The organism is Falsirhodobacter sp. 20TX0035 (assembly GCF_028307215.1).
GTDB lineage: Bacteria > Pseudomonadota > Alphaproteobacteria > Rhodobacterales > Rhodobacteraceae > Falsirhodobacter.
In genome coordinates this window covers 64,269-84,840 of the sequence record NZ_JAQMHV010000003.1, presented here as the reverse complement: position 1 = coordinate 84,840, position 20,572 = coordinate 64,269, and the positions used below count along the sequence as shown (strand labels likewise).

20 protein-coding genes and 1 tRNA gene are annotated in these 20,572 nt (G+C 67.2%); 10 read left to right on the top strand and 11 right to left on the bottom strand.

Going from position 1 to position 20,572, the window contains the following annotated elements; genetic code table 11:
* The first annotated feature begins 14 nt into the window (after positions 1–14).
* The 6 genes from plsX to PIJ50_RS05745 all read left to right on the top strand — a co-directional run bounded on the left by plsX (position 15) and on the right by PIJ50_RS05745 (position 4,403).
* Positions 15–1,118 carry a phosphate acyltransferase PlsX gene (gene plsX / locus PIJ50_RS05770; protein ID WP_271973520.1) on the top strand — a complete coding sequence of 368 codons (1,104 nt, stop codon included), beginning with the start codon at positions 15–17 and terminating at the stop codon, positions 1,116–1,118.
* Positions 1,115–2,071 (top strand): beta-ketoacyl-ACP synthase III, encoded by a 957-nt coding sequence (locus PIJ50_RS05765; protein ID WP_271973518.1) that lies wholly within the window; start codon positions 1,115–1,117, stop codon positions 2,069–2,071. The genes plsX and PIJ50_RS05765 overlap by 4 nt, the downstream gene beginning before the upstream one ends.
* Positions 2,072–2,146: 75 nt before the next feature.
* Positions 2,147–2,449, top strand: coding sequence for an integration host factor subunit alpha (gene ihfA / locus PIJ50_RS05760; RefSeq protein ID WP_271973517.1), 303 nt, complete (start codon positions 2,147–2,149; stop codon positions 2,447–2,449).
* A gap of 12 nt (positions 2,450–2,461) precedes the next feature.
* The gene (locus tag PIJ50_RS05755; RefSeq protein ID WP_271973515.1) at positions 2,462–3,154 is read left to right on the top strand and encodes a MerR family transcriptional regulator; all 693 of its coding nucleotides are present in this window, start codon (positions 2,462–2,464) and stop codon (positions 3,152–3,154) included.
* A 64-nt stretch (positions 3,155–3,218) separates the two neighbouring features.
* Positions 3,219–3,296 (top strand) — tRNA-Pro (locus PIJ50_RS05750).
* Positions 3,297–3,350: 54 nt separating this feature from the next.
* Complete coding sequence (locus PIJ50_RS05745) at positions 3,351–4,403, top strand: 2'-deoxycytidine 5'-triphosphate deaminase (RefSeq protein WP_271973513.1); 1,053 nt, start codon at positions 3,351–3,353, stop codon at positions 4,401–4,403.
* Here the strand turns inward: PIJ50_RS05745 and PIJ50_RS05740 are convergent.
* The 7 genes from PIJ50_RS05740 to PIJ50_RS05710 all read right to left on the bottom strand — a co-directional run bounded on the left by PIJ50_RS05740 (position 4,400) and on the right by PIJ50_RS05710 (position 10,966).
* Entirely contained in the window at positions 4,400–4,597 is a 198-nt protein-coding gene (locus tag PIJ50_RS05740) for a hypothetical protein (RefSeq protein ID WP_271973511.1), read from the bottom strand. The genes PIJ50_RS05745 and PIJ50_RS05740 overlap by 4 nt on opposite strands.
* 2 nt (positions 4,598–4,599) lie before the next feature.
* Entirely contained in the window at positions 4,600–5,214 is a 615-nt protein-coding gene (scpB, locus tag PIJ50_RS05735; RefSeq protein WP_271973509.1) for an SMC-Scp complex subunit ScpB, read from the bottom strand.
* Entirely contained in the window at positions 5,211–5,978 is a 768-nt protein-coding gene (locus PIJ50_RS05730) for a segregation and condensation protein A (protein ID WP_271973508.1), read from the bottom strand. The genes scpB and PIJ50_RS05730 overlap by 4 nt, the downstream gene beginning before the upstream one ends.
* A 3-nt stretch (positions 5,979–5,981) precedes the next feature.
* Complete coding sequence (nagZ, locus tag PIJ50_RS05725) at positions 5,982–6,971, bottom strand: beta-N-acetylhexosaminidase (RefSeq protein ID WP_271973506.1); 990 nt, start codon at positions 6,969–6,971, stop codon at positions 5,982–5,984.
* Positions 6,968–7,945 carry an SPOR domain-containing protein gene (locus PIJ50_RS05720; RefSeq protein WP_271973504.1) on the bottom strand — a complete coding sequence of 326 codons (978 nt, stop codon included), beginning with the start codon at positions 7,943–7,945 and terminating at the stop codon, positions 6,968–6,970. Before PIJ50_RS05720 ends, nagZ begins: the two co-directional genes overlap by 4 nt.
* A gap of 68 nt (positions 7,946–8,013) precedes the next feature.
* Positions 8,014–9,756 carry an arginine--tRNA ligase gene (argS, locus tag PIJ50_RS05715; protein WP_271973503.1) on the bottom strand — a complete coding sequence of 581 codons (1,743 nt, stop codon included), beginning with the start codon at positions 9,754–9,756 and terminating at the stop codon, positions 8,014–8,016.
* Positions 9,757–9,820: 64 nt separating this feature from the next.
* Positions 9,821–10,966 (bottom strand): type III PLP-dependent enzyme, encoded by a 1,146-nt coding sequence (locus tag PIJ50_RS05710; RefSeq protein ID WP_271973501.1) that lies wholly within the window; start codon positions 10,964–10,966, stop codon positions 9,821–9,823.
* 290 nt (positions 10,967–11,256) lie between these two features.
* On the opposite strand from PIJ50_RS05710, the gene PIJ50_RS05705 reads away from it, so the two are divergent.
* Both PIJ50_RS05705 and PIJ50_RS05700 read left to right on the top strand, forming a co-directional pair.
* Positions 11,257–14,202, top strand: a complete 2,946-nt coding sequence (locus tag PIJ50_RS05705) for a valine--tRNA ligase (RefSeq protein WP_271973499.1) — start codon at positions 11,257–11,259, stop codon at positions 14,200–14,202.
* Between the two features lie 19 nt (positions 14,203–14,221).
* Positions 14,222–15,322 carry a pyridoxal phosphate-dependent aminotransferase gene (locus PIJ50_RS05700; protein WP_271973498.1) on the top strand — a complete coding sequence of 367 codons (1,101 nt, stop codon included), beginning with the start codon at positions 14,222–14,224 and terminating at the stop codon, positions 15,320–15,322.
* Here PIJ50_RS05700 and PIJ50_RS05695 read toward each other — a convergent pair.
* Both PIJ50_RS05695 and PIJ50_RS05690 read right to left on the bottom strand, forming a co-directional pair.
* Positions 15,319–15,663 (bottom strand): DUF4177 domain-containing protein, encoded by a 345-nt coding sequence (locus PIJ50_RS05695; RefSeq protein WP_271973497.1) that lies wholly within the window; start codon positions 15,661–15,663, stop codon positions 15,319–15,321. The genes PIJ50_RS05700 and PIJ50_RS05695 overlap by 4 nt on opposite strands.
* An 86-nt stretch (positions 15,664–15,749) precedes the next feature.
* Complete coding sequence (locus PIJ50_RS05690) at positions 15,750–17,120, bottom strand: class II 3-deoxy-7-phosphoheptulonate synthase (RefSeq protein WP_271973496.1); 1,371 nt, start codon at positions 17,118–17,120, stop codon at positions 15,750–15,752.
* Positions 17,121–17,237: 117 nt separating this feature from the next.
* Between PIJ50_RS05690 and PIJ50_RS05685 the strand changes: the two genes are divergently transcribed.
* A complete protein-coding gene (locus tag PIJ50_RS05685; protein WP_271973495.1) occupies positions 17,238–19,073 on the top strand; it encodes an ABC-F family ATP-binding cassette domain-containing protein in 1,836 nt (611 codons plus the stop codon).
* Positions 19,074–19,092: 19 nt separating this feature from the next.
* On the top strand, positions 19,093–19,668 hold the full coding sequence (locus PIJ50_RS05680; RefSeq protein ID WP_271973493.1) for a retropepsin-like aspartic protease family protein: 576 nt from the start codon (positions 19,093–19,095) through the stop codon (positions 19,666–19,668).
* On the opposite strand, the gene PIJ50_RS05675 is transcribed toward PIJ50_RS05680, so the two are convergent.
* Positions 19,637–20,116, bottom strand: coding sequence for a GNAT family N-acetyltransferase (locus PIJ50_RS05675; RefSeq protein ID WP_271973492.1), 480 nt, complete (start codon positions 20,114–20,116; stop codon positions 19,637–19,639). The two genes, PIJ50_RS05680 and PIJ50_RS05675, sit on opposite strands and share 32 nt — an antisense overlap.
* A complete protein-coding gene (locus tag PIJ50_RS05670) occupies positions 20,113–20,565 on the bottom strand; it encodes a DNA polymerase III subunit chi (protein WP_271973803.1) in 453 nt (150 codons plus the stop codon). Before PIJ50_RS05670 ends, PIJ50_RS05675 begins: the two co-directional genes overlap by 4 nt.
* Positions 20,566–20,572 lie beyond the last annotated feature (7 nt).

Here is a 20,572-nt window from a genome sequence, read left to right as displayed (position 1 = left end):
GCCTCCGTTCCCTCATGTCGAGCGAGACGATGACCCAGACGTCAGGCGCCGAGCGCAGGATCGTCATCTCCGTCGACGCCATGGGCGGCGACCGGGGTGCGGCCGATGTCGTGGCCGGTCTCGCCGCCTCGGCTCAGAAGAATCCCGAGATCCACTTCATCCTTCATGGGGATGAGGCGGAAATCGGGCCGCTTCTGGCCAAGCGCAAGATCCTTGTCGGCCGCTGCGAGGTGCGTCACGCCCCCCGCGTGGTCACGATGGAGGACAAGCCCAGCCAGGTGATGCGCCACGGCCAGGGCACGTCCATGTGGTCCACGATCGAGTCGATTCGCTCGGGCGAGGCGCAGGCCGCCGTGTCCTGCGGCAACACCGGCGCGCTGATGGCCGTGTCGATGCTGCAGCTGCGCAAGATGCCGGGCATCAACCGTCCGGCCATTGGCGCGCTGTGGCCCTCAACCAATCCCGCCGGTTTCAACGTCATCCTGGATGTCGGCGCCGATGTGCGCGCCGAGGCCGAGGATCTGCTTCAATACGCGATGATGGGCGCCTCCTATGCCCGCAACGGGCTGGAGGTCATGCGTCCGCGCGTGGGCCTGCTGAACGTCGGCACCGAGGAGCACAAGGGTCGTCCGGGCATGAAAGAGGCGCATGACCTGATCGCGGGTCAGGCCGAGGCCGGACATTACGATTACGTGGGCTTTGTGGAAGGCGGGGACATCCCGTCCAACCGCTGCGACGTGATTGTGACGGACGGCTTTACGGGAAACATCGCGCTGAAAACGGGCGAAGGCACGGCCAAGCTGATCTCCGCCTTCCTGCGTGAGGCGTTCGCGGCCACCTTCATGTCGAAGATCGCGGCCATGCTGGCGCTGACCTCGCTGAAGCGGATGCAGAAGCGGATCGATCCGCGCCGCGTGAACGGCGGGGTGTTCCTGGGCCTGAACGGCACGGTCGTGAAGTCGCACGGCTCGGCGGATGCGACGGGCGTCTCCTCGGCGGTGAAGCTGGCCTTCCAGCTGGCGAAATCCGGCTTCAACGAGCGGCTGGCGGCACGTGTCGCCCCGGCTGCGGCAGCGGGACAGGATCCCGCCCTTTCCAAGGACGGAACCACCGGATGACATTGCGTGCCGTCGTGAAGGGTGTCGGGCATTACCTGCCCGACCATGTCGTGTCCAACGCCGATCTGGAAGCCAGGATCGAGACGTCGGACGAATGGATCCGCACGCGGACCGGGATCGAACGCCGTCACCTCGTGGCCGAAGGGCAGACGACGACGGACCTTGCCACCCGCGCGGCGCGCGCGGCGTTGGCCGATGCCGGTCTGGAACCGGACGACATCGACACGATCATCGTTGCCACCTCCACCCCCGATCTCACCTTTCCCTCCACCGCGACGATGGTGCAGGGCGAGCTGGGGATGACGCGGGGCTTCGCCTTCGACGTTCAGGCCGTCTGCGCGGGCTTCATCTTCGCGCTGACCAACGCCGACGGGCTGATCCGGTCGGGTCAGGCCAAGCGCGTCCTCGTGATCGGGGCCGAGACGTTTTCGCGCCTGATGGACTGGGAGGACCGCACCACGGTCGTGCTGTTCGGCGATGGCGCCGGCGCGCTGGTGCTGGAGGCCGAAGAGGGCGAACGCGGCATCCTGTCGTCGGACCTGCACAGCGACGGGCGGTTCCGCGACCTTCTTTACGTCGACGGCGGCACCTCCACCGGCAAGACGGGCTATCTGCGGATGCAGGGCAAGGAAGTCTTCCGTCACGCGGTGGCGAAGCTGGCCGAAACGGCGCACACCGCGCTGGACAAGGCCGGGCTGACGGCAGACCAAGTGGACTGGATCGTGCCGCATCAGGCCAACCTGCGCATCATCAGCGCCACCGCCCAGAAGATGGGCCTGACCATGGAAAAGGTGGTCGTGACCGTGCAGGACCACGGCAACACCTCGGCCGCGTCCATCCCGCTGGCCCTCTCGGTCGGTAAGGCGCGGGGGCAGATCAAGACGAACGATGTGGTCGTGACCGAGGCCATCGGCGGCGGTCTGGCCTGGGGTTCGGTCGTCCTTCGCTGGTGATCAACGCAAGGTTGTCCACCTTGACAGGGTACTGCCCGCGCACCATCCTTCTTGCGGGTATACGGGGGGTGAGTGATGAGCGGTAAGACTTTGACACGCATGGATTTGAGCGAGGCCGTCTTCCGCGAGGTCGGCCTGTCGAGAAATGATTCGGCACAATTGGTCGAAAGCGTGCTGAAGCACGTGTCCGATGCCCTCGTCGCGGGGGAGCAGGTGAAGATCTCCAGCTTCGGCACCTTCTCGGTCCGCGACAAGGCGGCGCGGGTCGGCCGTAACCCCAAGACCGGGGACGAGGTGCCGATCAGCCCCCGCCGCGTGTTGACCTTTCGCCCCTCGCACCTGATGAAGGAGCGTGTCGTCTCGGGGACGAAGAAGTAACACGAGGATCTGATGGAGAAATCGGCCGACGCCTTCCGCACCATCAGCGAGGTGGCCGATGTCCTGCAGACACCGGCGCATGTGCTGCGTTTCTGGGAAAGCCGGTTTCCGCAGATCAAGCCCGTCAAGCGCGCGGGTGGCCGCCGCTACTACCGCCCGTCGGACATCGCGCTGCTGGCGGGCATCCGCAAGCTGCTGCACGATGATGGGATGACGATTCGCGGCGTCCAGAAGATCCTGCGCGAACAGGGCGTGCGCCGCGTGGCCGAGATGGCCCGCGAGGAAGAGGCCGGCTTCATCGAGGTGGAGCCGGACGACACCCCCCAGACCGCCGAGGTTCACGCCTTTCCCCAACGTCGCGCCGTGGCGCAGGTGTCGGCCGACGACGCCGGCTGGACGTTCTCCCCCGCTTCCGACGAAGAGGATGACACCGTGACCGAGGAAGAATTCTTTTCCCGCACCGATCCCAAGACCAGCGCGGCCACGGATGATGGCCCGCCCCCGCCCCTTGGCCTGCGCGACGCGACGCTGGCGAGAGAGCGTGCGGAGCGCCTGCGCGAGCCCGCAGTGCCGGAGTCGCCCCCCCGTCCCCTGATCAGCCGCCTTCTGGCGCTGGAGCCGGGCAGCGTCGAGGGCGCCGCGATCCAGCCCTTGCTGGCGCGCCTTCTGGCCCTGCGCGACCGGATGAAGATCGTCGAAGAATAATGATGTCTTTTCGCAGCTTTCGGCTTGCCCCCGCTGCGAATATTGGTATGTATCCGCCCAGTGTCGGGCCGTGGCGCAGCCTGGTTAGCGCGTCCGTCTGGGGGGCGGAAGGCCGCGAGTTCGAATCTCGCCGGCCCGACCACAACAGAAAGCCGTCCGTGAAAACGGGCGGCTTTCGTGCATTCAGGGATATGGCATGATCGGTGTTCTTCCGTCGCAGCGTCTTCGCCGCATGATCGCCGACGGTGCCCTTCGGGCCGAACCGGCGATCCTGCCCGAACAGGTGCAGCCGGCCAGTCTGGACCTGCGCCTTGGCACCCAGGCTTATCGCGTGCGAGCGAGCTTTCTGGCCGGCAAGGGCCGCACCGTCGCCGAACGCTTGGCCGAGTTCGAGATGCACCGGATCGACCTGTCGGACGGGGCGGTTCTGGAAAAGGGCTGCGTCTATGTCATCCCGCTGATGGAACGGCTGCACCTGCCCGCGGATGTGGGCGGCGTGGCGAACGCCAAAAGCTCCACCGGTCGTCTGGACCTGCTGACGCGGACCATCACCGATGGCGGCGTCGAATTCGACCGCATCGCCGCCGGTTATGACGGCCCGCTTTACGCCGAGGTGTGCCCGCGCAGCTTTTCCGTCCTCGTCCGGCCGGGGATGCGGCTGAACCAGCTTCGTCTGCGCGTCGGCCAGTCCGTTCTGGGGGATGAGGAGCTGCGGGCCCTGCACGCCGCGACCCCGCTGGTGGACGGCCCTGCCCTGATCGCCGACGGCTTGGGCTTCTCGGTGGATCTTCAGCTGGGCCATCATGTCGGCTATCGGGCGAAACCCCACAGCGGCGTGATCGACCTGTCGCGCATCGCCCACTACCCTGCCGCCGATTTCTGGGAGGAGGTGACGACTACCAACGGTCAGATCATCCTCGATCCCGGCGCGTTTTACATCCTCGTCAGCCGCGAGGCGGTGACGATCCCGCCCGATCAGGCGGCCGAGATGGCGCCCTATCTGGCCATGGTGGGGGAATTCCGCGTCCATTACGCCGGCTTCTTCGATCCGGGCTTCGGCCACGGCGTCGGATCACGCGGCGTGCTGGAGGTGCGGTGCCACGAGGCCCCCTTCGTGCTGGAACACGGGCAGGTCGTGGGCCGCCTCGTGTACGAGCGCATGGCCGATGTGCCGGACGTCCTTTACGGCGCCGGCATCGCGTCCAATTATCAGGGCCAGGGTCTGAAGCTGGCCAAGCACTTCCGTTAACGCAGGCGGTTGGTCATCCGCGCGATCTTGCGTGCCCGCTGCGCCATCATCCGCGTCTTCTTCGCCTTGGCGCGTTCGGCCGGCGTCATGTCCGCCTCGGCCTTGCCCCCGCGCGAGGCGTAGTCGATGCCCTTGTTGATGACCTTGCCCATCACCATCCCGACGAGCATCCGCTGCAGCATTTTCATCATCATGTTCAATCCTCGGTCCATTGGGCCTGATCGTCCGGCGGTTCCCCTTCCGGGGTCGCCGGCCCGCCGGGGGCAGGACGGCTGTCCAGAAGGCCTGCCTCGCGCAATTCCTTCAGTCCGGGAAGGTCGCGGGCAGTCTCCAAACCAAATTGGTCCAGAAACTGTTCCGTCACAATGAACGTCACGGGCCGCCCCGGCGTCATCCGGCGCCGGCCAAGGCGGATCCACTCCATCTCCAGCAGCTGGTCCAGCGTGCCGCGGCTGACGGCAACGCCGCGGATCTCCTCGATCTCGGCCCGCGTGACGGGCTGGTGATAGGCGACGATGGCCAGCGTCTCGATCGCGGCGCGCGACAGGCGGCGGGTTTCCACCACGTCGCGCTGCATCAGGAAGGCCAGGTCGGGCGCCGTGCGGAAGGCCCAAGCCTCGTTCACGCGGACAACCCGCACGCCCCGCCCTTCATACCGCCTCTGCAAGGCCGCGACGGCGCGGGCCGGGTCCGATCCGACCGGCATGCGCGCGCCCAGTTCGGCCAGCCCCATTGGCGCGGCCGAGGCGAAGAGCATCGCCTCCACCATCCGCTCCTGCTCGTCCAAGGTGGGGGGGATGGGGGCGGTCATTCTTTCTTCCGTATCTGGATCGGGCCGAAGGTCTGGCCCTGCCGCAGGTCGATCTGCCCGCGCTTGGCCATTTCCAGCACCGCCGCGAAATGCGAGGCGGTGGCCGACCGCCGCCGCATTGGATGCGTGTCCCAGCCCGAAGGCAGCCAGTCGTGCAGGTCGCCCCACTCGCCCAGATAGCCCAGCATCTCGCGCATCCGCTCCAGCGCCTGCTCCATCGTGAAGACGTGCTCGCGGTCCATGACGAAGGGGCGGAACTCGTCCTTGGTGCGCAGGCGGGCATAGGCGCGCATCAGGTCGATCAGGCTGGCGGAATACACGCTGCGCCGATGCTGGATCACGGCCTCCGGCTCCCCTCGCGGAAACACGTCGCGACCCTTCTGGTCGCGCGCCATCAGGGCGGCGGCGCGGTCGCGCATGGCCTGAAGCCGCTCCAGCTGCCAGGCGAGGTGATCGGCCATATCCTCGGCCGACGGGCCGCGTTCGGCGGGATCGGGCGGCAGCAGAAGGCGGGACTTCAGAAAGGCCAGCCACGCGGCCATCACGAGGTAGTCGGCCGCCAGTTCGATCCGAAGCAGCTTCGCCCGTTCCACGAAGGCCAGATACTGCTCCGCCAACTCCAGCACGGAAATGCGGCGCAGGTCCACCTTCTGCGCACGCGACAGGGTCAGCAGCAAGTCCAGCGGCCCTTCATAGCCGTCCACATCGACGATCAGCGCCTCGGCCGCAAGGCGGTCGCTGACCCCTTCGGGCAGGTCCCTCATCGCTCAGGCGCCCAGAAGGTCCGACAGTTCCGCCGACAGCGCCGCCACGTCCGTGGCGGGCGCGGGACGGCGCAGGGCCAGCGCGGCCTCGGCCCGGCGCCGGGCCTCCGGCCCCATCTCGCCCGCCGCCTCGGCCACGGCCCGCCGTGCGGGCATGGGGCCGTTGCAGTGCAGCACCACGTCGCAGCCCGCGGAAAGCGAGGCGCGCGTGCGTTCGGCCACCGTGCCGGACAGGGCCTCCATCTCGATGTCGTCGGTCATCAGCAGACCGTCGAAGCCGATGTCCCGGCGGATCAGGTCGATCATCACCGGGGAACAGGTGGCCGGGCGATCGTCCAGCGCCGAGAAGACGATGTGCGCCGTCATCGCCATCGGCAGGTGGTTCAGGGCGCGGAAGGGGGCGAAGTCCGTTTCCAGCAGCGCGCGGTCCGCCGTGACCGTGGGCAGATCGCGGTGGCTGTCGGCGGTGGCCCGTCCATGCCCCGGCATGTGCTTGATGACCGGCAGGACGCCTTGGGCCAGATGCGCCTCGGCCGCCGCGCGGGCGAGGTCCGTCACGGTTTCAGGATCGGTGCCATAGCAGCGGTTGCGCAAAAAGGGATGGGTGGCCTCTGTCGCGACATCGGCCACGGGCGCGCAATTGGCGTCGATGCCCACGGCCTTCAACTCGGCGGCGATCAGGGCGAAGCGCAGTTCCATGGCGCGGCGCGGATCGCAGGCGCGCGCCACCATGTCCAGCGCGGGCAGATGTTCGGCCCAATGGGGCGCGCGCAGGCGCTGCACGCGGCCGCCTTCCTGATCGACCAGGATGGGCGCATCCCGGCCCACCGCGTCGCGCAACTCGCCCGTCAGGCGGCGCAGCTGGTCGGGCGTGTCGACGTTGCGGGCGAACAGGATGAACCCGAACGGATCGGCGTCGCGGAAGAAGGCCTTCTCCTCGGTTCCCAGCGTCGTCCCGTCGCAGCCGAAGATCGCCGCGCCCCGTCCGATCATCGGTTCACGATCGCGATGCAGGCGGCGTTTTCCGCCAGCAGAGCGGAGCAGAAACGCCGCGCGTCGGCCGCATCCTCGAACCCGGCGGCGCGCAGGCGATAGAAGGTGCGGCCGCCGCTGACGGCCTTCTGCACGATCAGGTTCTTCGCCCCGATCAGGTTGCCGAACTTGCCGGTCAACCGCGCCCATTCCGTGCGGACCTGCTCCTCGTTGTCGAAGGCTCCCAGCTGGACCAGATGCTCCCCGGATTTCAGGGCGGTCACCGGCATTTCCTTAACGGGCGCGGCCGCAGGGGCCGCCGCGGCGGGCGTGGAAGCGGCCGCCATCATCGTCGGCCGCATCGGCGGGCGCAGCGAACGGGTCACGGCGCCGGGCGGCGCGGGCGCGACGGCGGGTTCTTCCTTCAGCTCCGGCGGGATCAGCGTGGGATCGATCGCCGGGGGGGCCACCGCGATCTCCTGGATCGGCTCACCCTCCACGGTACGGGACAGGCCCTCTTCGGGGTCGGGGACCATGGTGGCGGGGGCGGCGGGCTGGGCGGCGGGGATCAGCACGGTGCCGGTGGCGCCCGTCGCCTCGGCCACGGCGTCCATGATCTCCTTCGAAGGCTCGGACCCTTCAAGGCCGGGGCCATCGGCCACGTCCAGTTCGGCCGGTTTCGGGGCCAGCAGCAGTTCGTCGGGCATCACACCGGATTCGCCGGTGGCCGCGATGGCGTTGACGGCCAGACCTTCACCGTCGGTGATCTGTCCACCGGGGTTTTCCGGGGTGATCCGCATCGGACCTTCCAGCGCCCGCACGACGGGCACGCCCTGCACGTCGCGAACTGCGGTGTGGTAGCCCCACCAGCCCAACGCCACGACCAGCGCGACCGAACTGACGGCCCCGGCGATGTTGATCGCGCGCTGGACGCGGTAAGGTCGCCGTGGCGCATAGTCCACGGCTCCGAATTCGTCGAAGTCCACCTCAGCCATGTCACTGCCCCAGTGCGGCGTCTGCGCGCCACGATCTTGCCCGTTTTTCACGCCCGGATATCGCCTTTTCAGCGCATTTCTTCGACCGGGGTGACACCAAGGATACCCAATCCGTTGGAAATCACAACGCCCGTGGCCCGGGCCAGACCGATTTTCGCCTGCGACGTGGCGGTGTCGTCCTGAAGGAAGCGCAGCGACACCTCATCATTGCCGCGATTCCACAGCCCGTGGAAGTCCGAGGCCAGCTCGTAGAGGTAGAAGGCCACGCGATGCGCCTCGTTGTTGCGGGCCGCGATCTCCACAAGCCGGGGCCATTCGGCCAGCTTGCGGATCAGCGCCAGCTCCGCCTCGTGCGTCAGGTCGGCGAAATCGGTCGCGGCCAGCGTCAGGTCGTCGACGGGCACCCCCGCCTCGGTCGCCTTGCGCAGGACCGAGTTGATGCGCGCGTTGGCATACTGGACGTAGAAGACCGGGTTGTCCTTCGACTGCTCCAGCACCTTGTCGAAGTCGAAGTCCAAGGGCGCATCGTTCTTGCGCGTCAGCATCACGAAGCGCGTCACGTCGGGGCCCACCTGATCGACCACGTCGCGCAGGGTCACGAAGGTGCCCGCGCGCTTCGACATCTTGAACGGCTCACCGTTCTTGAACAGCTTCACGAGGTTCACGAGCTTCACGTCCAGCGGCACGCGACCGTTCGACAAGGCCGCCACGGCCGCCTTCATCCGCTTGACGTAACCGCCATGGTCCGCGCCAAAGATGTCGATCAGCTGGTCGAAGCCGCGTTCCACCTTGTCGAAGTGATAGGCGATGTCCGGCGCGAAATAGGTCCAGGAGCCGTCGGACTTCATCACCGGGCGGTCCACGTCGTCGCCGTGCAGGGTCGACCGGAACAGCGTCTGCTCGCGCGGCTCCCAATCCTCGGGCGTCTTGCCCTTCGGGGGTTCCAGCACGCCTTCATAGATCAGGTCCATGTCGCGCAGGCGTTGCAGCGCCGCCTCGATCTTGCCGGTGCCATACAGCGCCTTTTCCGAGGAGTAGACGTCCATCTCCACGTTCAGAGCGGCCAGATCCTCGCGGATCATCTCCATCATCTTTTCGGTCGCGAATTCGCGCAGATCGGCCAGCCAGACGCGTTCGGGCTGGTCCAGAAGGCTGTCGCCATAGAGGTCCTTCAGCGCCTGCCCCACCGGGATCAGGTAGTCGCCGGGATAGAGACCCTCGGCGATCTGCGGCTCCTGCCCGTTCGCCTCGCGGTAGCGCTCATAGGCCGACCGCGCCAGCACGTCGACCTGCGCGCCGCCGTCGTTGATGTAGTATTCGCGCGTCACGTCATAGCCGGCAAAGGCCAGAAGCTTCGCCAGCGCGTCGCCCACCACCGCGCCGCGGGTGTGCCCCACATGCATCGGGCCGGTGGGGTTGGCGGACACGAATTCGACGTTGACCTTTTGGCCCTGCCCCATCGCGCTGCGGCCGAATTCCCCCTGCTGCGACAGGACGGCGCCCACAAGGCGCTGCCACACATTCGCCTTCAGGCGCAGGTTCAGGAAGCCGGGGCCGGCGACCTCGGCCGCGGCGATCCGCGGATCGGCGGCCAGGCGGGCGGCCAGAGTGTCGGCGATCTTGCGGGGGGGCAGTCCGGCGGGCTTGGCCAGAACCATCGCGGCGTTGGTGGCCATGTCGCCATGGGCCGCGTCGCGCGGAGGTTCGACCGCGACATTGGCCAGATCCAGCCCCTCGGGCAGTTCCCCGGCCGCCTGCATCGCGGCGATCGCTTCGGTCACGACGGTGCGGAGTTCGGTAAAGAGGTTCATGTCATTGTCCTGTCTGTCGCCTCCGGGATTGCCAGAGGCGACGGACGGGGTCAATGCGTCAGCGTCAGAGCTTCAGCGACAGGACCGTTGCCATCGACAGCTCGCCAAAGCCGTTGAAGCGGGTGTTGGTGGCCGCCGAATAGGCGCCCATCCCCTGGAAGATGACGAAGTCGCCTTCCTCGATATCGACTGACAGCGAAAGCTCTCCGGGCAGGCGGTCCACCGAATCGCAGGTGGGCCCGAAGATGATGCGGTCCGAACGGTCGCCGTCGCGCAGCTGGCCCTTCGGGGTCATCACCTCGATCCGGTCGATCACGCCGATCATCGGGAGTTCGGTCAGCGAACCATAGGTGCCGTCGTTCAGGAAGATGTGCTGCCCGTCCCGGACGGCCTTCACCCGGGCGGCCAGCGTGAACGCGTCGCCGCACAGGCCACGGCCCGGCTCGCACACCAGTTGCGGACGGTCGTCGCCGAACGCTTCAGTCGCGGTGCGGTCGATCAGATCGAAGATCGCGTCCAGATCGGGCGTCACGGCCGACAGGCGGTGGTTCGGGAAGCCGCCGCCCACGTTCAGCCGGGCGATGGACACGCCGGCGCCGCGCGCGATTTCGGCCGCGGCCGAAATGTAGCTGCCCCAGGCCGCCGGATCCGTGCACTGGGTGCCGGGGTGGAAGGTGATGGACGGGATGAAGCCCGCCTTCGCCGCGGTCGCCAGCAGTTCGGTCGCCAGTTCCACCGTGGCACCGAACTTGGCGCCGAAGTTGTAGGCGGCCCCCGCCACCGGCAGCTTGAAGCGGACGGAGATCTCCGTCCCCTCGGCCGGAACCAGTTCGATCAGCTTGGCCAGCTCGGACGCGGAGTCGACGCTGTAGCTTTTGACGCCCAGTTCCACCGCGGTCAGGATCTCATGCCGCGCGCGCACCGGGTTGTTGTAGTGCAGCGCCGCGTCCGGAACCAGGCGGCGGATCAGCCGCATCTCGGCCGGGGAGGCGACGTCGAAGCCCCGCACGCCCGCGGCGGCCAGGTTCTCGATCACCACCTCCTCGGGGTTGGACTTCACGGCATAGGTGACCATGCCCGGGAAGCCGTCGATGAACTTCCGCGCCATGCCCTGAAGGACAGACGGAGAGAAGAACAGGATCGGCGTGTCGGGCGTCAGCGTCCGAATGTATTCGGCCGGCGACGTCCAGATTGTTTTCGAGAGTCCCATCGGCGTTTCCTTTCAGCCAACAAGACGCAGCACCCGCCCGGATGTTCCCGGGAAGCGGCACCTGCGCGGTTTCAAAAAACCAGGCCAGGTGCGTATGAGCCGCCCTTTTCCTGAAAACAAGGACGCCCCTATGCAGCACATCGAAGCGTTTGCAAAGCGTTTTTTTGCCCCGGCCGCAAAAACCCGCTTTTGCCAAGCCTGACAGGGAAAATCGACGGTTTCACGACGGGCTTTTCCTTGGCGGCAATCGCCTGTATCCCTGCCCCAACAGTGCATGAGGGGGCCGGACAATGGCGATGGAAAAGACGTTCGACGCAGGCGAGGCGGAAGCCCGCCTGTCGGCCATGTGGGAACGGATGGGCGCCTTCCGCGCGGGTGCCAACGCCTCGCGTCCCGAAACCTTCTGCATCATGATCCCGCCCCCGAACGTGACGGGCAGCCTGCACATGGGCCACGCCTTCAACAACACGCTTCAGGACATCCTGGTGCGCTGGCACCGGATGCGCGGCTTCGACACGCTGTGGCAGCCGGGCACCGACCATGCCGGCATCGCCACCCAGATGGTGGTGGAACGCGAACTGGCCCGCACCGGCCAGCCCGGCCGCCGCGATCTGGGGCGCGAGGCGTTTCTGGAAAAGGTGTGGGACTGGAAGGACAAGTCCGGCGGCACCATTGTGGGCCAGTTGAAACGTCTGGGCGCGTCCTGCGACTGGGACCGCGAGGCGTTCACCATGTCCGGCAACTTCCCCGAAGCCGTGACCAAGGTCTTCGTGGAGATGTACCGCAAGGGCCTGATCTATCGCGGCAAGCGTCTGGTCAACTGGGACCCGCATTTCGAAACCGCGATCTCGGATCTGGAGGTCGAGAACATCGAAACCCCCGGCCACATGTGGCACTTCAAGTACCGTCTGGCCGACGGCGCGACCTATGAATACGTGGAAAAGGACGAGGACGGCAACGTCACCCTGCGCGAAACCCGCGACTACATCTCCATCGCGACAACGCGGCCGGAAACCATGCTGGGCGACGGCGCGGTGGCGGTGCATCCGAGCGATGAACGCTACGCCCCCATCGTGGGCAAGATGGTGCACCTGCCGCTGTGCGACCGCCTGATCCCGATCATCACCGACGAATACCCGGACAAGACCTTCGGCTCGGGCGCGGTGAAGATCACGGGCGCGCACGACTTCAACGACTATCAGGTGGCGAAACGCGCGAACTTGCCGATGTACCGCCTGATGGACACCAAGGGTGCCATGCGCGACGACGGCGCCCCCTATGAGGACGCCGTCCAGCGCGCCCGCGAGATCGCCGCCGGGTCGCCCACGAACGAGACGGAGGTCGACAGCCTCAACCTCGTGCCGATGAAGTATCGGGGCATGGACCGGTTCGAGGCGCGCAAGGCCGTCATCGCCGACATCAACGCCGCCGGACTGGCCGTGACGGAACTCGTCACCTCCATTGACGAGGAGACGGGGTCCGAGCATCTGGAACGCCACCCGGTCGTGGAAGCGAAGCCCATCATGCAGCCCTTCGGCGACCGGTCGAAGGTCGTGATCGAGCCGATGCTGACCGACCAGTGGTTCGTGGCCACCGACAAGATCGTCGGCCCCGCGCTGGACGCAGTGCGCAACGGCGACACGCAGATCCTGCCCGAGCGGGACACCAAGACCTATTTCCACTGGCTGGAGAACATCGAGCCGTGGTGCATCAGCCGCCAGCTGTGGTGGGGTCACCAGATCCCCGTCTGGTACGGCCCCCGCCGCATCCCGGAGGAAGAGGGCGTCGCCCCCTTCGACTGGTCCGAAACCGTGTCCTTCTGCGCCGCGACCGAGGAAGAGGCGCGCGAGCAGATGCTGGACTATTACGGCGATTTTGCGCTGGTGCCCGTGGCCGATCGCGACACGGCGCTGGCCCATGTGCAGACGCCGGATTCGGTCTGCTACTGGCGTGACCCGGACGTGCTGGACACGTGGTTCTCTTCCGGCCTCTGGCCGATCGGGACGCTGGGCTGGCCGGAACAGACGCCGGAACTGCAGAAATACTTTCCGACCAACGTGCTGGTCACCGGCTTCGACATCATCTTCTTCTGGGTCGCCCGGATGATGATGATGCAGCTGGCCGTCGTGGATCAGGTGCCGTTCAAGACCGTCTATGTCCACGCCCTTGTCCGCGACGAAAAGGGCAAGAAGATGTCCAAGTCGCTGGGCAACGTGCTGGACCCGCTGGAGCTGATCGACGAATACGGCGCGGACGCCGTGCGCTTCACCGTGACGGCCATGGCCGCGATGGGTCGCGACCTGAAGCTGTCCACCGCGCGGATCGCCGGCTATCGCAACTTCGGCACGAAGCTGTGGAACGCCTGCCGCTTTGCCGAGATGAACGGCGTCTGGGAAGGCCATGCCACGCAGGCGCAGCCCCCCGTCGCCACGGCCACGGTGAACCGCTGGATCATCTCGGAAACCTCCGCCGTGCTGGCCGAGGTGAACGCGGCGCTGGAAGGCTACCGCTTCGATCAGGCGGCCAACGCCCTTTACGCCTTTGTCTGGGGCAAGGTCTGCGACTGGTACGTGGAATTCGCCAAGCCCCTGTTCGACGGCGAACAGGCCGACGAGACGCGCCGCACCATGGCCTGGGTGCTGGACCAGTGCATGATCCTGCTTCACCCCATCATGCCCTTCGTCACCGAGGAGCTGTGGGGCACCACCGGCGCGCGCGCGAAACCGCTGGTCCACACCGACTGGCCGGAATACGCCATGTCCGACGCCGAAGCGACGGCCGAGATGACGTGGGTCATCTCCGTCATCGACGGCATCCGGTCGGCCCGCGCGCAGGTGCGGGTGCCGGTGGGGCTGAAGCTGGCGGCGCAGGCCGTGGGCATGGACGCCACCGCGCGCGCGGCCTGGGACCGCAACGCAGCCCTGATCCAGCGTCTGGCCCGCGTGGACAGCCTGACCGAAGCCGCGGCCATTCCGCAGGGCGCGGTCACCGTGGCCGTCGAAGGCGCGACCTTCGCCATCCCGCTGGAAGGCATCATCGACATCGCGGCCGAAAAGGCGCGGCTGGAAAAGACGCTGCAAAAGCTGGAAAAGGACATGGGGGGCCTGCGCGGCCGCCTGAACAACCCGAAGTTCATCGCCTCCGCCCCCGAGGAGGTCGTGGACGAGGCGCGGGAGAACCTTGCCCAGCAGGAGGACGAGGCGCGCAAGCTCGCCGCCGCCCTCGCCCAGCTGTAATCCGTCGAAAGGCCCGCCCATGCCCCGCTACACGCCTCTGATCCGGTCCCTGCCCTCCACCGTGCCCTTTGTGGGCCCGGAAACGCAGGAGCGGATGCGGGGCCGCCCCTTCGCGGCACGGCTGGGCGCGAACGAAAGCGTCTTCGGCCCCTCGCCCGCCGCGATCGACGCGATGCGGCAGGCGGCGGCCGAGGCGTGGATGTACGGCGATCCGGAAAACCACGACCTTCGGCAGGCGCTGGCGGCCCATCATGGCGTGGCGCCGGCGAACATCGTGGTGGGCGAAGGGATCGACGGGCTTCTGGGCCTGCTGGTCCGCCTGCTGATCGACAAGGGCGACGCGGTCGTCACCTCGGACGGGGCCTATCCCACGTTCAACTTCCACGTCGCGGGCTTTGGCGGCGTCCTGCACAAGGTGCCCTATGCCGGCAACCATGAAGACCCCGACGCCCTGATCGCTTGCGCGCGCGAGGTGGACGCCAAGCTGGTCTACATCGCCAACCCCGACAACCCCATGGGCAGCCACCATTCCGGCGAGGTGCTGGAACGGATGGTGGAGGCGATGCCGGACGGCGCCCTCCTGATCCTGGACGAGGCGTATGTGGAACTGGCGCCTAACACGGCCATCCCGCGCATCGCCGTCGAGGATCCGCGGGTGATCCGGATGCGCACGTTTTCGAAGGCCTACGGCATGGCGGGCGCGCGGATCGGCTATGCCATCGGTGCGGCGGACCTGATCGCCGCCTTCGACAAGGTGCGCAACCATTTCGGCGTGAATCGGATCGCGCAGGCCGGGGCCCTTGCTGCGCTGGCCGACACCGCCTGGCTGGACCATGTGCGCCAGCAGGTCCAGTCGGGGCGGGAGGAGTTGTCCTCCATCGCCCGCGCCCACGGGCTGACGCCCCTCCCCTCGGCCACGAACTTCGTGACGATGGATTGCGGGGCGGACGGCGCCTTTGCCAAGGCGGTGCTTGGGGAACTGGTGCGGCAGGACGTGTTCGTGCGAATGCCCTTCGTGGCCCCGCACGATCGCTGCATCCGCGTCAGCGCCGGCACCGAACAGGATCAGGCCCTGTTCGCCGCCGCCCTGCCGAAGGCGCTGGCCGCCGCGCGGGGTTAGACCGCGGGGCCGATGGGCCGCGACACGCCTTCGGGCGCGTTGGCCACGGGCAGCGCCTGCACCGACCCCGTCGTCACTTCCACCGCACCCATGCGGGCCGTGTCATCGCCAACCGTGCGGCGGAATACGAGGACGTGCTGCAGGGTGGTCGCGCTGCGGAACAGGCCGGACTTCTCCTCGGCCGGAAGGCTTTCGGCGCGGACGTATTCCCAGCCTTCGCGCCCCATGCGGTTCATGACGGCAGCCAGCGCCAGCGCGAACCGTTCCGTCCCGTTGCGGACTCCGCGCGCCTTTTCCCCCTTCGAGGGGGCGGGAACGACCTGGTATTCAAAGCGCGTCATGACTGTCTCCGTATATCTGCGAAAGGAGATAGCCCTGCGCGGCCGGGAAGCCAACCGCGCAGGGGATCATGACAGCGTGACCCCGCTCAAACCGCGACGCGGCGGGCCTCATCCCGACGGGCGGACAACTCTTCGGCCACAAGGAAGGCCAGTTCCAGCGACTGGCTGGCGTTCAGGCGGGGATCGCAGGCGGTGTGATAGCGGTCCTGCAGGTTTTCATCCGTGACGGCGCGCAGGCCGCCGGTGCATTCCGTCACATCCTGCCCCGTCATCTCGAAATGCACGCCGCCGGGGATCGTGCCTTCCGCGCGATGGACGCCGAAGAAGTCCCGCACCTCGGACAGCACGTCGTCGAACGGCCGCGTCTTGTAGCCCGAGGGCGACTTGATCGTGTTACCGTGCATCGGATCGCAGGACCAGACCACGTTCGCGCCTTCCTCCTGCACGGCCTTGATCAGGCGCGGCAGGTGGTCGCCCACCCTGCCCGCGCCGAAGCGCGCGATCAGGGTCAGGCGGCCAGCCTCGTTTTCGGGGTTCAGCTTGGCCATCAGGATCTTCAGATCCTCGGCCGTGGTGGTGGGCCCGCATTTCAGGCCGATCGGGTTCAGCACGCCGCGGGCAAATTCCACATGCGCGCCATCGGGCTGCCGCGTGCGGTCGCCGATCCAGATCATGTGCCCCGACCCCGCCACCGGCTTGCCCGAGATGCTGTCGACGCGGCACAGCGCCTCTTCATATTCCAGCAGCAGCGCTTCGTGGCTGGTGTAGAAATCGACCTTCGACAGCGTGTGCGCGGTGTCGGCGTTCACCCCGGCCGCCGTCATGAAGTCCAGCGCATCGCCGATGCGGTTCGACAATTCGCGGTAGCGTTCGGCCTTGTCGTCATTGGTGAAGCCCAGCGTCCAGGAATGAACACGGTGGATGTCGGCAAAGCCGCCCGTGGAAAACGCGCGCAGCAGGTTCAGCGTCGCCGCCGCCTGGGTGTAGGCCTGAAGCATCCGCTGGGGATCGGGGATCCGCGCCTCGGGCGTGAAGTCGAAGCCGTTGATGATGTCGCCGCGGTAGGACGGCAGCTCGGTGTTGCCCACCATCTCCATCGGAGCGGAACGGGGCTTGGCGAACTGGCCGGCCATCCGGCCCACCTTCACCACGGGCACCTTCGCGCCATAGGTCAGCACGACGGCCATCTGCAGCATCACGCGGAACGTGTCGCGGATGTTGTCGGCGCGGAATTCACCGAAGCTTTCGGCGCAGTCGCCGCCCTGCAGCAGGAACGCCTTGCCCGCCGCCACGTCGGCCAGCTGGCCGCGCAGCCGCCGCGCCTCGCCGGCAAAGACCAGCGGGGGATAGCTCACAAGCTGCGCCTCGACCGCGTTCAGCGCCGCCGTGTCGGGATAATCCGGCATCTGGATGCGGGGTTTCGCGCGCCAGTCGGATTTGGTCCAGCCTTGTGTCATGATACTCTCCACCACTTTCGGGTTCACGCGTGATAGCGCAGAACAACCCTGATGGAAACGCCGATATGGGCCCGCCACTCCATTGACGGCGGGCGCGGGTTCGGGCAAGCCACGGGCATGCTCCGTATCTCCGACATAAGCTATTCGATCGAAGGCCGACCGCTCTTCGAGAACGCATCCGCGACGATCCCCTATGGCCACAAGGTGGGCCTTGTCGGGCGCAACGGGGCGGGCAAGACCACGCTCTTCCGCCTGATCCGGGGCGAGAACGTGCTGGAAGGGGGCGAGATTTCCCTTCCTGCCCGCGCCCGCATCGGCGGCGTGGCACAGGAAGTGCCGTCGTCGTCGACCTCGCTGCTGGACACGGTGCTGGCCGCCGACACCGAGCGGGCGGAGCTGCTGGCCGAATCCGCGACGGCCACCGATCCCAACCGCATCTCGGACATCCAGACGCGGTTGGCCGACATCGACGCCTGGTCCGCCGAAGGCCGCGCCTCGGCCATCCTGAAAGGTCTGGGCTTCGACGCCGAGGCGCAGCTGCGCCCCTGCTCGGACTTTTCGGGCGGGTGGCGGATGCGGGTGGCGCTGGCCGGCGTGCTGTTCGCGCAGCCCGACCTTCTGCTGCTGGACGAACCGACCAACTACCTCGACCTCGAAGGGGCGCTGTGGCTGGAAAGCTACCTTCAGAAATACCCGCACACCGTGCTGATCATCTCGCACGATCGGGGGCTTCTGAACCGCGCCGTGCAGGGCATCCTGCATCTGGATTCGAAGAAGCTGACCTACTGGACCGGCCCCTACGACCAGTTCGCCCGCCAGATGGCCGAAAAGCGCGCCGTCCTGACGGCCGAGGCGAAGAAGCAGGACGCCCGCCGCGCCCATCTTCAGGCCTTCGTGGACCGCTTCAAGGCCAAGGCCTCGAAAGCCGCGCAGGCCCAGTCCCGCGTCAAGCAGCTGGAGAAGATGGAAACGATTACCCCGCCGGAAGAAGCGCGGCAGATGGTCTTCACCTTCCCCGAGCCGGAGGAGCTGTCGCCCCCGATCATCAACCTTGACGGTGCGTCGGTCGGCTATGACGGCAAGCCGATCCTGCGAAAGCTCAGCCTGCGGATCGACCAGGACGACCGCATCGCCCTTCTGGGCCGCAATGGTGAAGGAAAGTCCACGCTTTCCAAGCTGTTGGCCGGGAAACTTGAGGCGATGGAAGGGAAGTTCACCAAGTCCTCCAAGCTGCGCATCGGCTATTTCGCGCAGCATCAGGTGGATGAGCTGTTCGTGGACGAGACGCCCTTGCAGCACCTTCAACGGATGCGGTCCGCCGAAGGCCAGCCGCGCCTGCGCGCTCGCCTGGCCGGCTTCGGTCTGGGCGCGGATCAGGCGGAAACCGCCGTGGGCCGCCTGTCGGGCGGCCAGAAGGCGCGCCTGTCGCTGCTGCTGGCCACGCTGGATGCGCCGCACCTGCTGATCCTCGACGAACCGACCAACCACCTTGACATGGAAAGCCGCGAAGCGCTGACCGAAGCGCTGAACAGCTATTCCGGCGCCGTGGTGCTGGTTAGCCACGACATGCACCTTCTGTCGCTGGTCGCCGACCGGCTGTGGCTGGTGAAGGACGGGGCCGTGACGCCCTTCGATCAGGATCTGGAGGCCTATCGCCGCCTGCTTCTGGCGGGGGACGAGCCGGAAAAGCCCAAGGTCGAGAAGAAGAAACCCACAGCCAGCCGCGAGGACATCTCCGCCCTCCGCACCGAGGTGCGCAAGTGCGAGGAGCGGGTGACCAAGCTGAACGACATGCGCGACAAGCTGGCCAGGAAGCTGTCCGATCCGGTGCTGTACGAACGCCCGGATGAGGCCGCCGTCTGGCAGAAGAAATACGCCGAGGTCATGGAAGGCCTCGACCGGGCCGAGGATCTTTGGCTGCGCGCGCAAGAGAAGCTGGAGGCGGCGGGCTGACCTCCCTATATCAGGAGGCATGGAAAGCTTCGAATTCGGCCGCGTCGCCTATCTTCTTCTGCTGCTGACTTTTGTCGGCGGCTGGGTTCTCGTCGAATATCGCGGGCGCATGGGGTCCGCCCTGCGCACCGCCATGGCCTGGGGCCTGATCTTCTTGGCCGTGGCCGCGGGCTACGGCCTGTGGACTGAGATGGGGCCGACCCTTTCCCCCGGCCAGCAGGTGATGGAGGGCGGAGAGATCGACATTCCCCGCGCCCCCGACGGCCATTACTACATCACGCTGGAAATCGGCGGCACGCCCGTCCGCTTCATGGCCGACACGGGGGCGAGCGAGGTGGTGCTATCCGCCCGTGACGCGCGGACCTTGGGCTTTGATCCGGACGATCTGGACTATCTCGGCACCGCCTATACCGCCAACGGCCCGGTGCAGACCGCGCGGGTGGAGCTGCGCGACGTGCGGCTGGGCGACACCGCCGATCCCCGCCTGCCCGCCTATGTCAACAGCGGAGAGCTGGACACCTCGCTTCTGGGGATGAGCTATCTCGGCCAGTTCGACATCCGCATCAGCGGGGACCAGATGATCCTGCAGCGCTGAAGGCGCGCGGATACAGGACGCGGCCCGTGGCCGGAATGTCGCGCAGCGGTTTCACCAGAAAGAACGGCCCGGCAAAGACGCAGGCGTATCCCGCCGCAAGATCCGCCCGAAACCCGAAGCGCCCGTAGAAGGCTGGATCGCCGCGCAGGAAGATCGCGTCGCAGGGCGCAAGGCGGCACACCTCGCGCACCAGGGCGCCGCCGATGCCTTGGCCCTGCCACAAGGGCGCCACGGACAGCGGCGCCAGCGCGCCCGCGGCAAAGGGCGCCTCCAGTGGCGACAGGAGGGCATGGCCGACGATCTCGCCCTCATCCTCGGCCACCAGCGACAGATGCGCGTCGGGCCGCAGCGCGTCGACCAGCGTGCTTTCCTCCGCCCCCTGATAGGCGACGGCTACCAGTTCCGTGATTTTCTGATGATCTTCCAAGGCTTCCGGGCGTATCTTCATGAAGAAGCCGAACGTTCGGCCTTCTTCTCCCACCGCCCGCCTTCCTCGGACCAATACTGTGCGGTGACGCCGGAACCGACCACCGCGCGCCACTGGTCGCGAGCGCGGGCCAAGGCGCGGTCGTCCAGCCCGTCGAACAGCACCCACAGCCGCTCCAAGGGCGCGGCCTCGGCCGGGTCGAAGGCGGCGTCGCCCACCACCATCAGGCAGTTTGCCCCATTGCCGATCGCGCCTTCGCCCAGCAGCACGGGCTGCGCGGCGTCATGGGGGCCGCCCTCCCGCCCGTGGGGTAGGAAGCTGTCGTCGGACAGGGTCCACAACGCCTGGTCCAGCCGGGCCAGCGTGGCGTCATCCCCCCGCACCATGACCCGCCACCCCTGACCCAGCGCGCGGGTCAGAAGCGTGAACGCCGTATCCTCCAGCCGGGAGTGCGACAGGTGATAGAACATCACCGCC

Bases quoted from the DNA above. Each gene is read 5' to 3' on its own strand.
- plsX (WP_271973520.1), top strand. From the start codon at position 15: ATGTCGAGCGAGACGATGACCCAGACGTCAGGCGCCGAGCGCAGGATC.
- PIJ50_RS05765 (WP_271973518.1), top strand. From the start codon at position 1,115: ATGACATTGCGTGCCGTCGTGAAGGGTGTCGGGCATTACCTGCCCGAC.
- ihfA (WP_271973517.1), top strand. From the start codon at position 2,147: ATGAGCGGTAAGACTTTGACACGCATGGATTTGAGCGAGGCCGTCTTC.
- PIJ50_RS05755 (WP_271973515.1), top strand. From the start codon at position 2,462: ATGGAGAAATCGGCCGACGCCTTCCGCACCATCAGCGAGGTGGCCGAT.
- PIJ50_RS05745 (WP_271973513.1), top strand. From the start codon at position 3,351: ATGATCGGTGTTCTTCCGTCGCAGCGTCTTCGCCGCATGATCGCCGAC.
- PIJ50_RS05740 (WP_271973511.1), bottom strand. From the start codon at position 4,597: ATGATGATGAAAATGCTGCAGCGGATGCTCGTCGGGATGGTGATGGGC.
- scpB (WP_271973509.1), bottom strand. From the start codon at position 5,214: ATGACCGCCCCCATCCCCCCCACCTTGGACGAGCAGGAGCGGATGGTG.
- PIJ50_RS05730 (WP_271973508.1), bottom strand. From the start codon at position 5,978: ATGAGGGACCTGCCCGAAGGGGTCAGCGACCGCCTTGCGGCCGAGGCG.
- nagZ (WP_271973506.1), bottom strand. From the start codon at position 6,971: ATGATCGGACGGGGCGCGGCGATCTTCGGCTGCGACGGGACGACGCTG.
- PIJ50_RS05720 (WP_271973504.1), bottom strand. From the start codon at position 7,945: ATGGCTGAGGTGGACTTCGACGAATTCGGAGCCGTGGACTATGCGCCA.
- argS (WP_271973503.1), bottom strand. From the start codon at position 9,756: ATGAACCTCTTTACCGAACTCCGCACCGTCGTGACCGAAGCGATCGCC.
- PIJ50_RS05710 (WP_271973501.1), bottom strand. From the start codon at position 10,966: ATGGGACTCTCGAAAACAATCTGGACGTCGCCGGCCGAATACATTCGG.
- PIJ50_RS05705 (WP_271973499.1), top strand. From the start codon at position 11,257: ATGGCGATGGAAAAGACGTTCGACGCAGGCGAGGCGGAAGCCCGCCTG.
- PIJ50_RS05700 (WP_271973498.1), top strand. From the start codon at position 14,222: ATGCCCCGCTACACGCCTCTGATCCGGTCCCTGCCCTCCACCGTGCCC.
- PIJ50_RS05695 (WP_271973497.1), bottom strand. From the start codon at position 15,663: ATGACGCGCTTTGAATACCAGGTCGTTCCCGCCCCCTCGAAGGGGGAA.
- PIJ50_RS05690 (WP_271973496.1), bottom strand. From the start codon at position 17,120: ATGACACAAGGCTGGACCAAATCCGACTGGCGCGCGAAACCCCGCATC.
- PIJ50_RS05685 (WP_271973495.1), top strand. From the start codon at position 17,238: ATGCTCCGTATCTCCGACATAAGCTATTCGATCGAAGGCCGACCGCTC.
- PIJ50_RS05680 (WP_271973493.1), top strand. From the start codon at position 19,093: ATGGAAAGCTTCGAATTCGGCCGCGTCGCCTATCTTCTTCTGCTGCTG.
- PIJ50_RS05675 (WP_271973492.1), bottom strand. From the start codon at position 20,116: ATGAAGATACGCCCGGAAGCCTTGGAAGATCATCAGAAAATCACGGAA.
- PIJ50_RS05670 (WP_271973803.1), bottom strand. From the start codon at position 20,565: ATGTTCTATCACCTGTCGCACTCCCGGCTGGAGGATACGGCGTTCACG.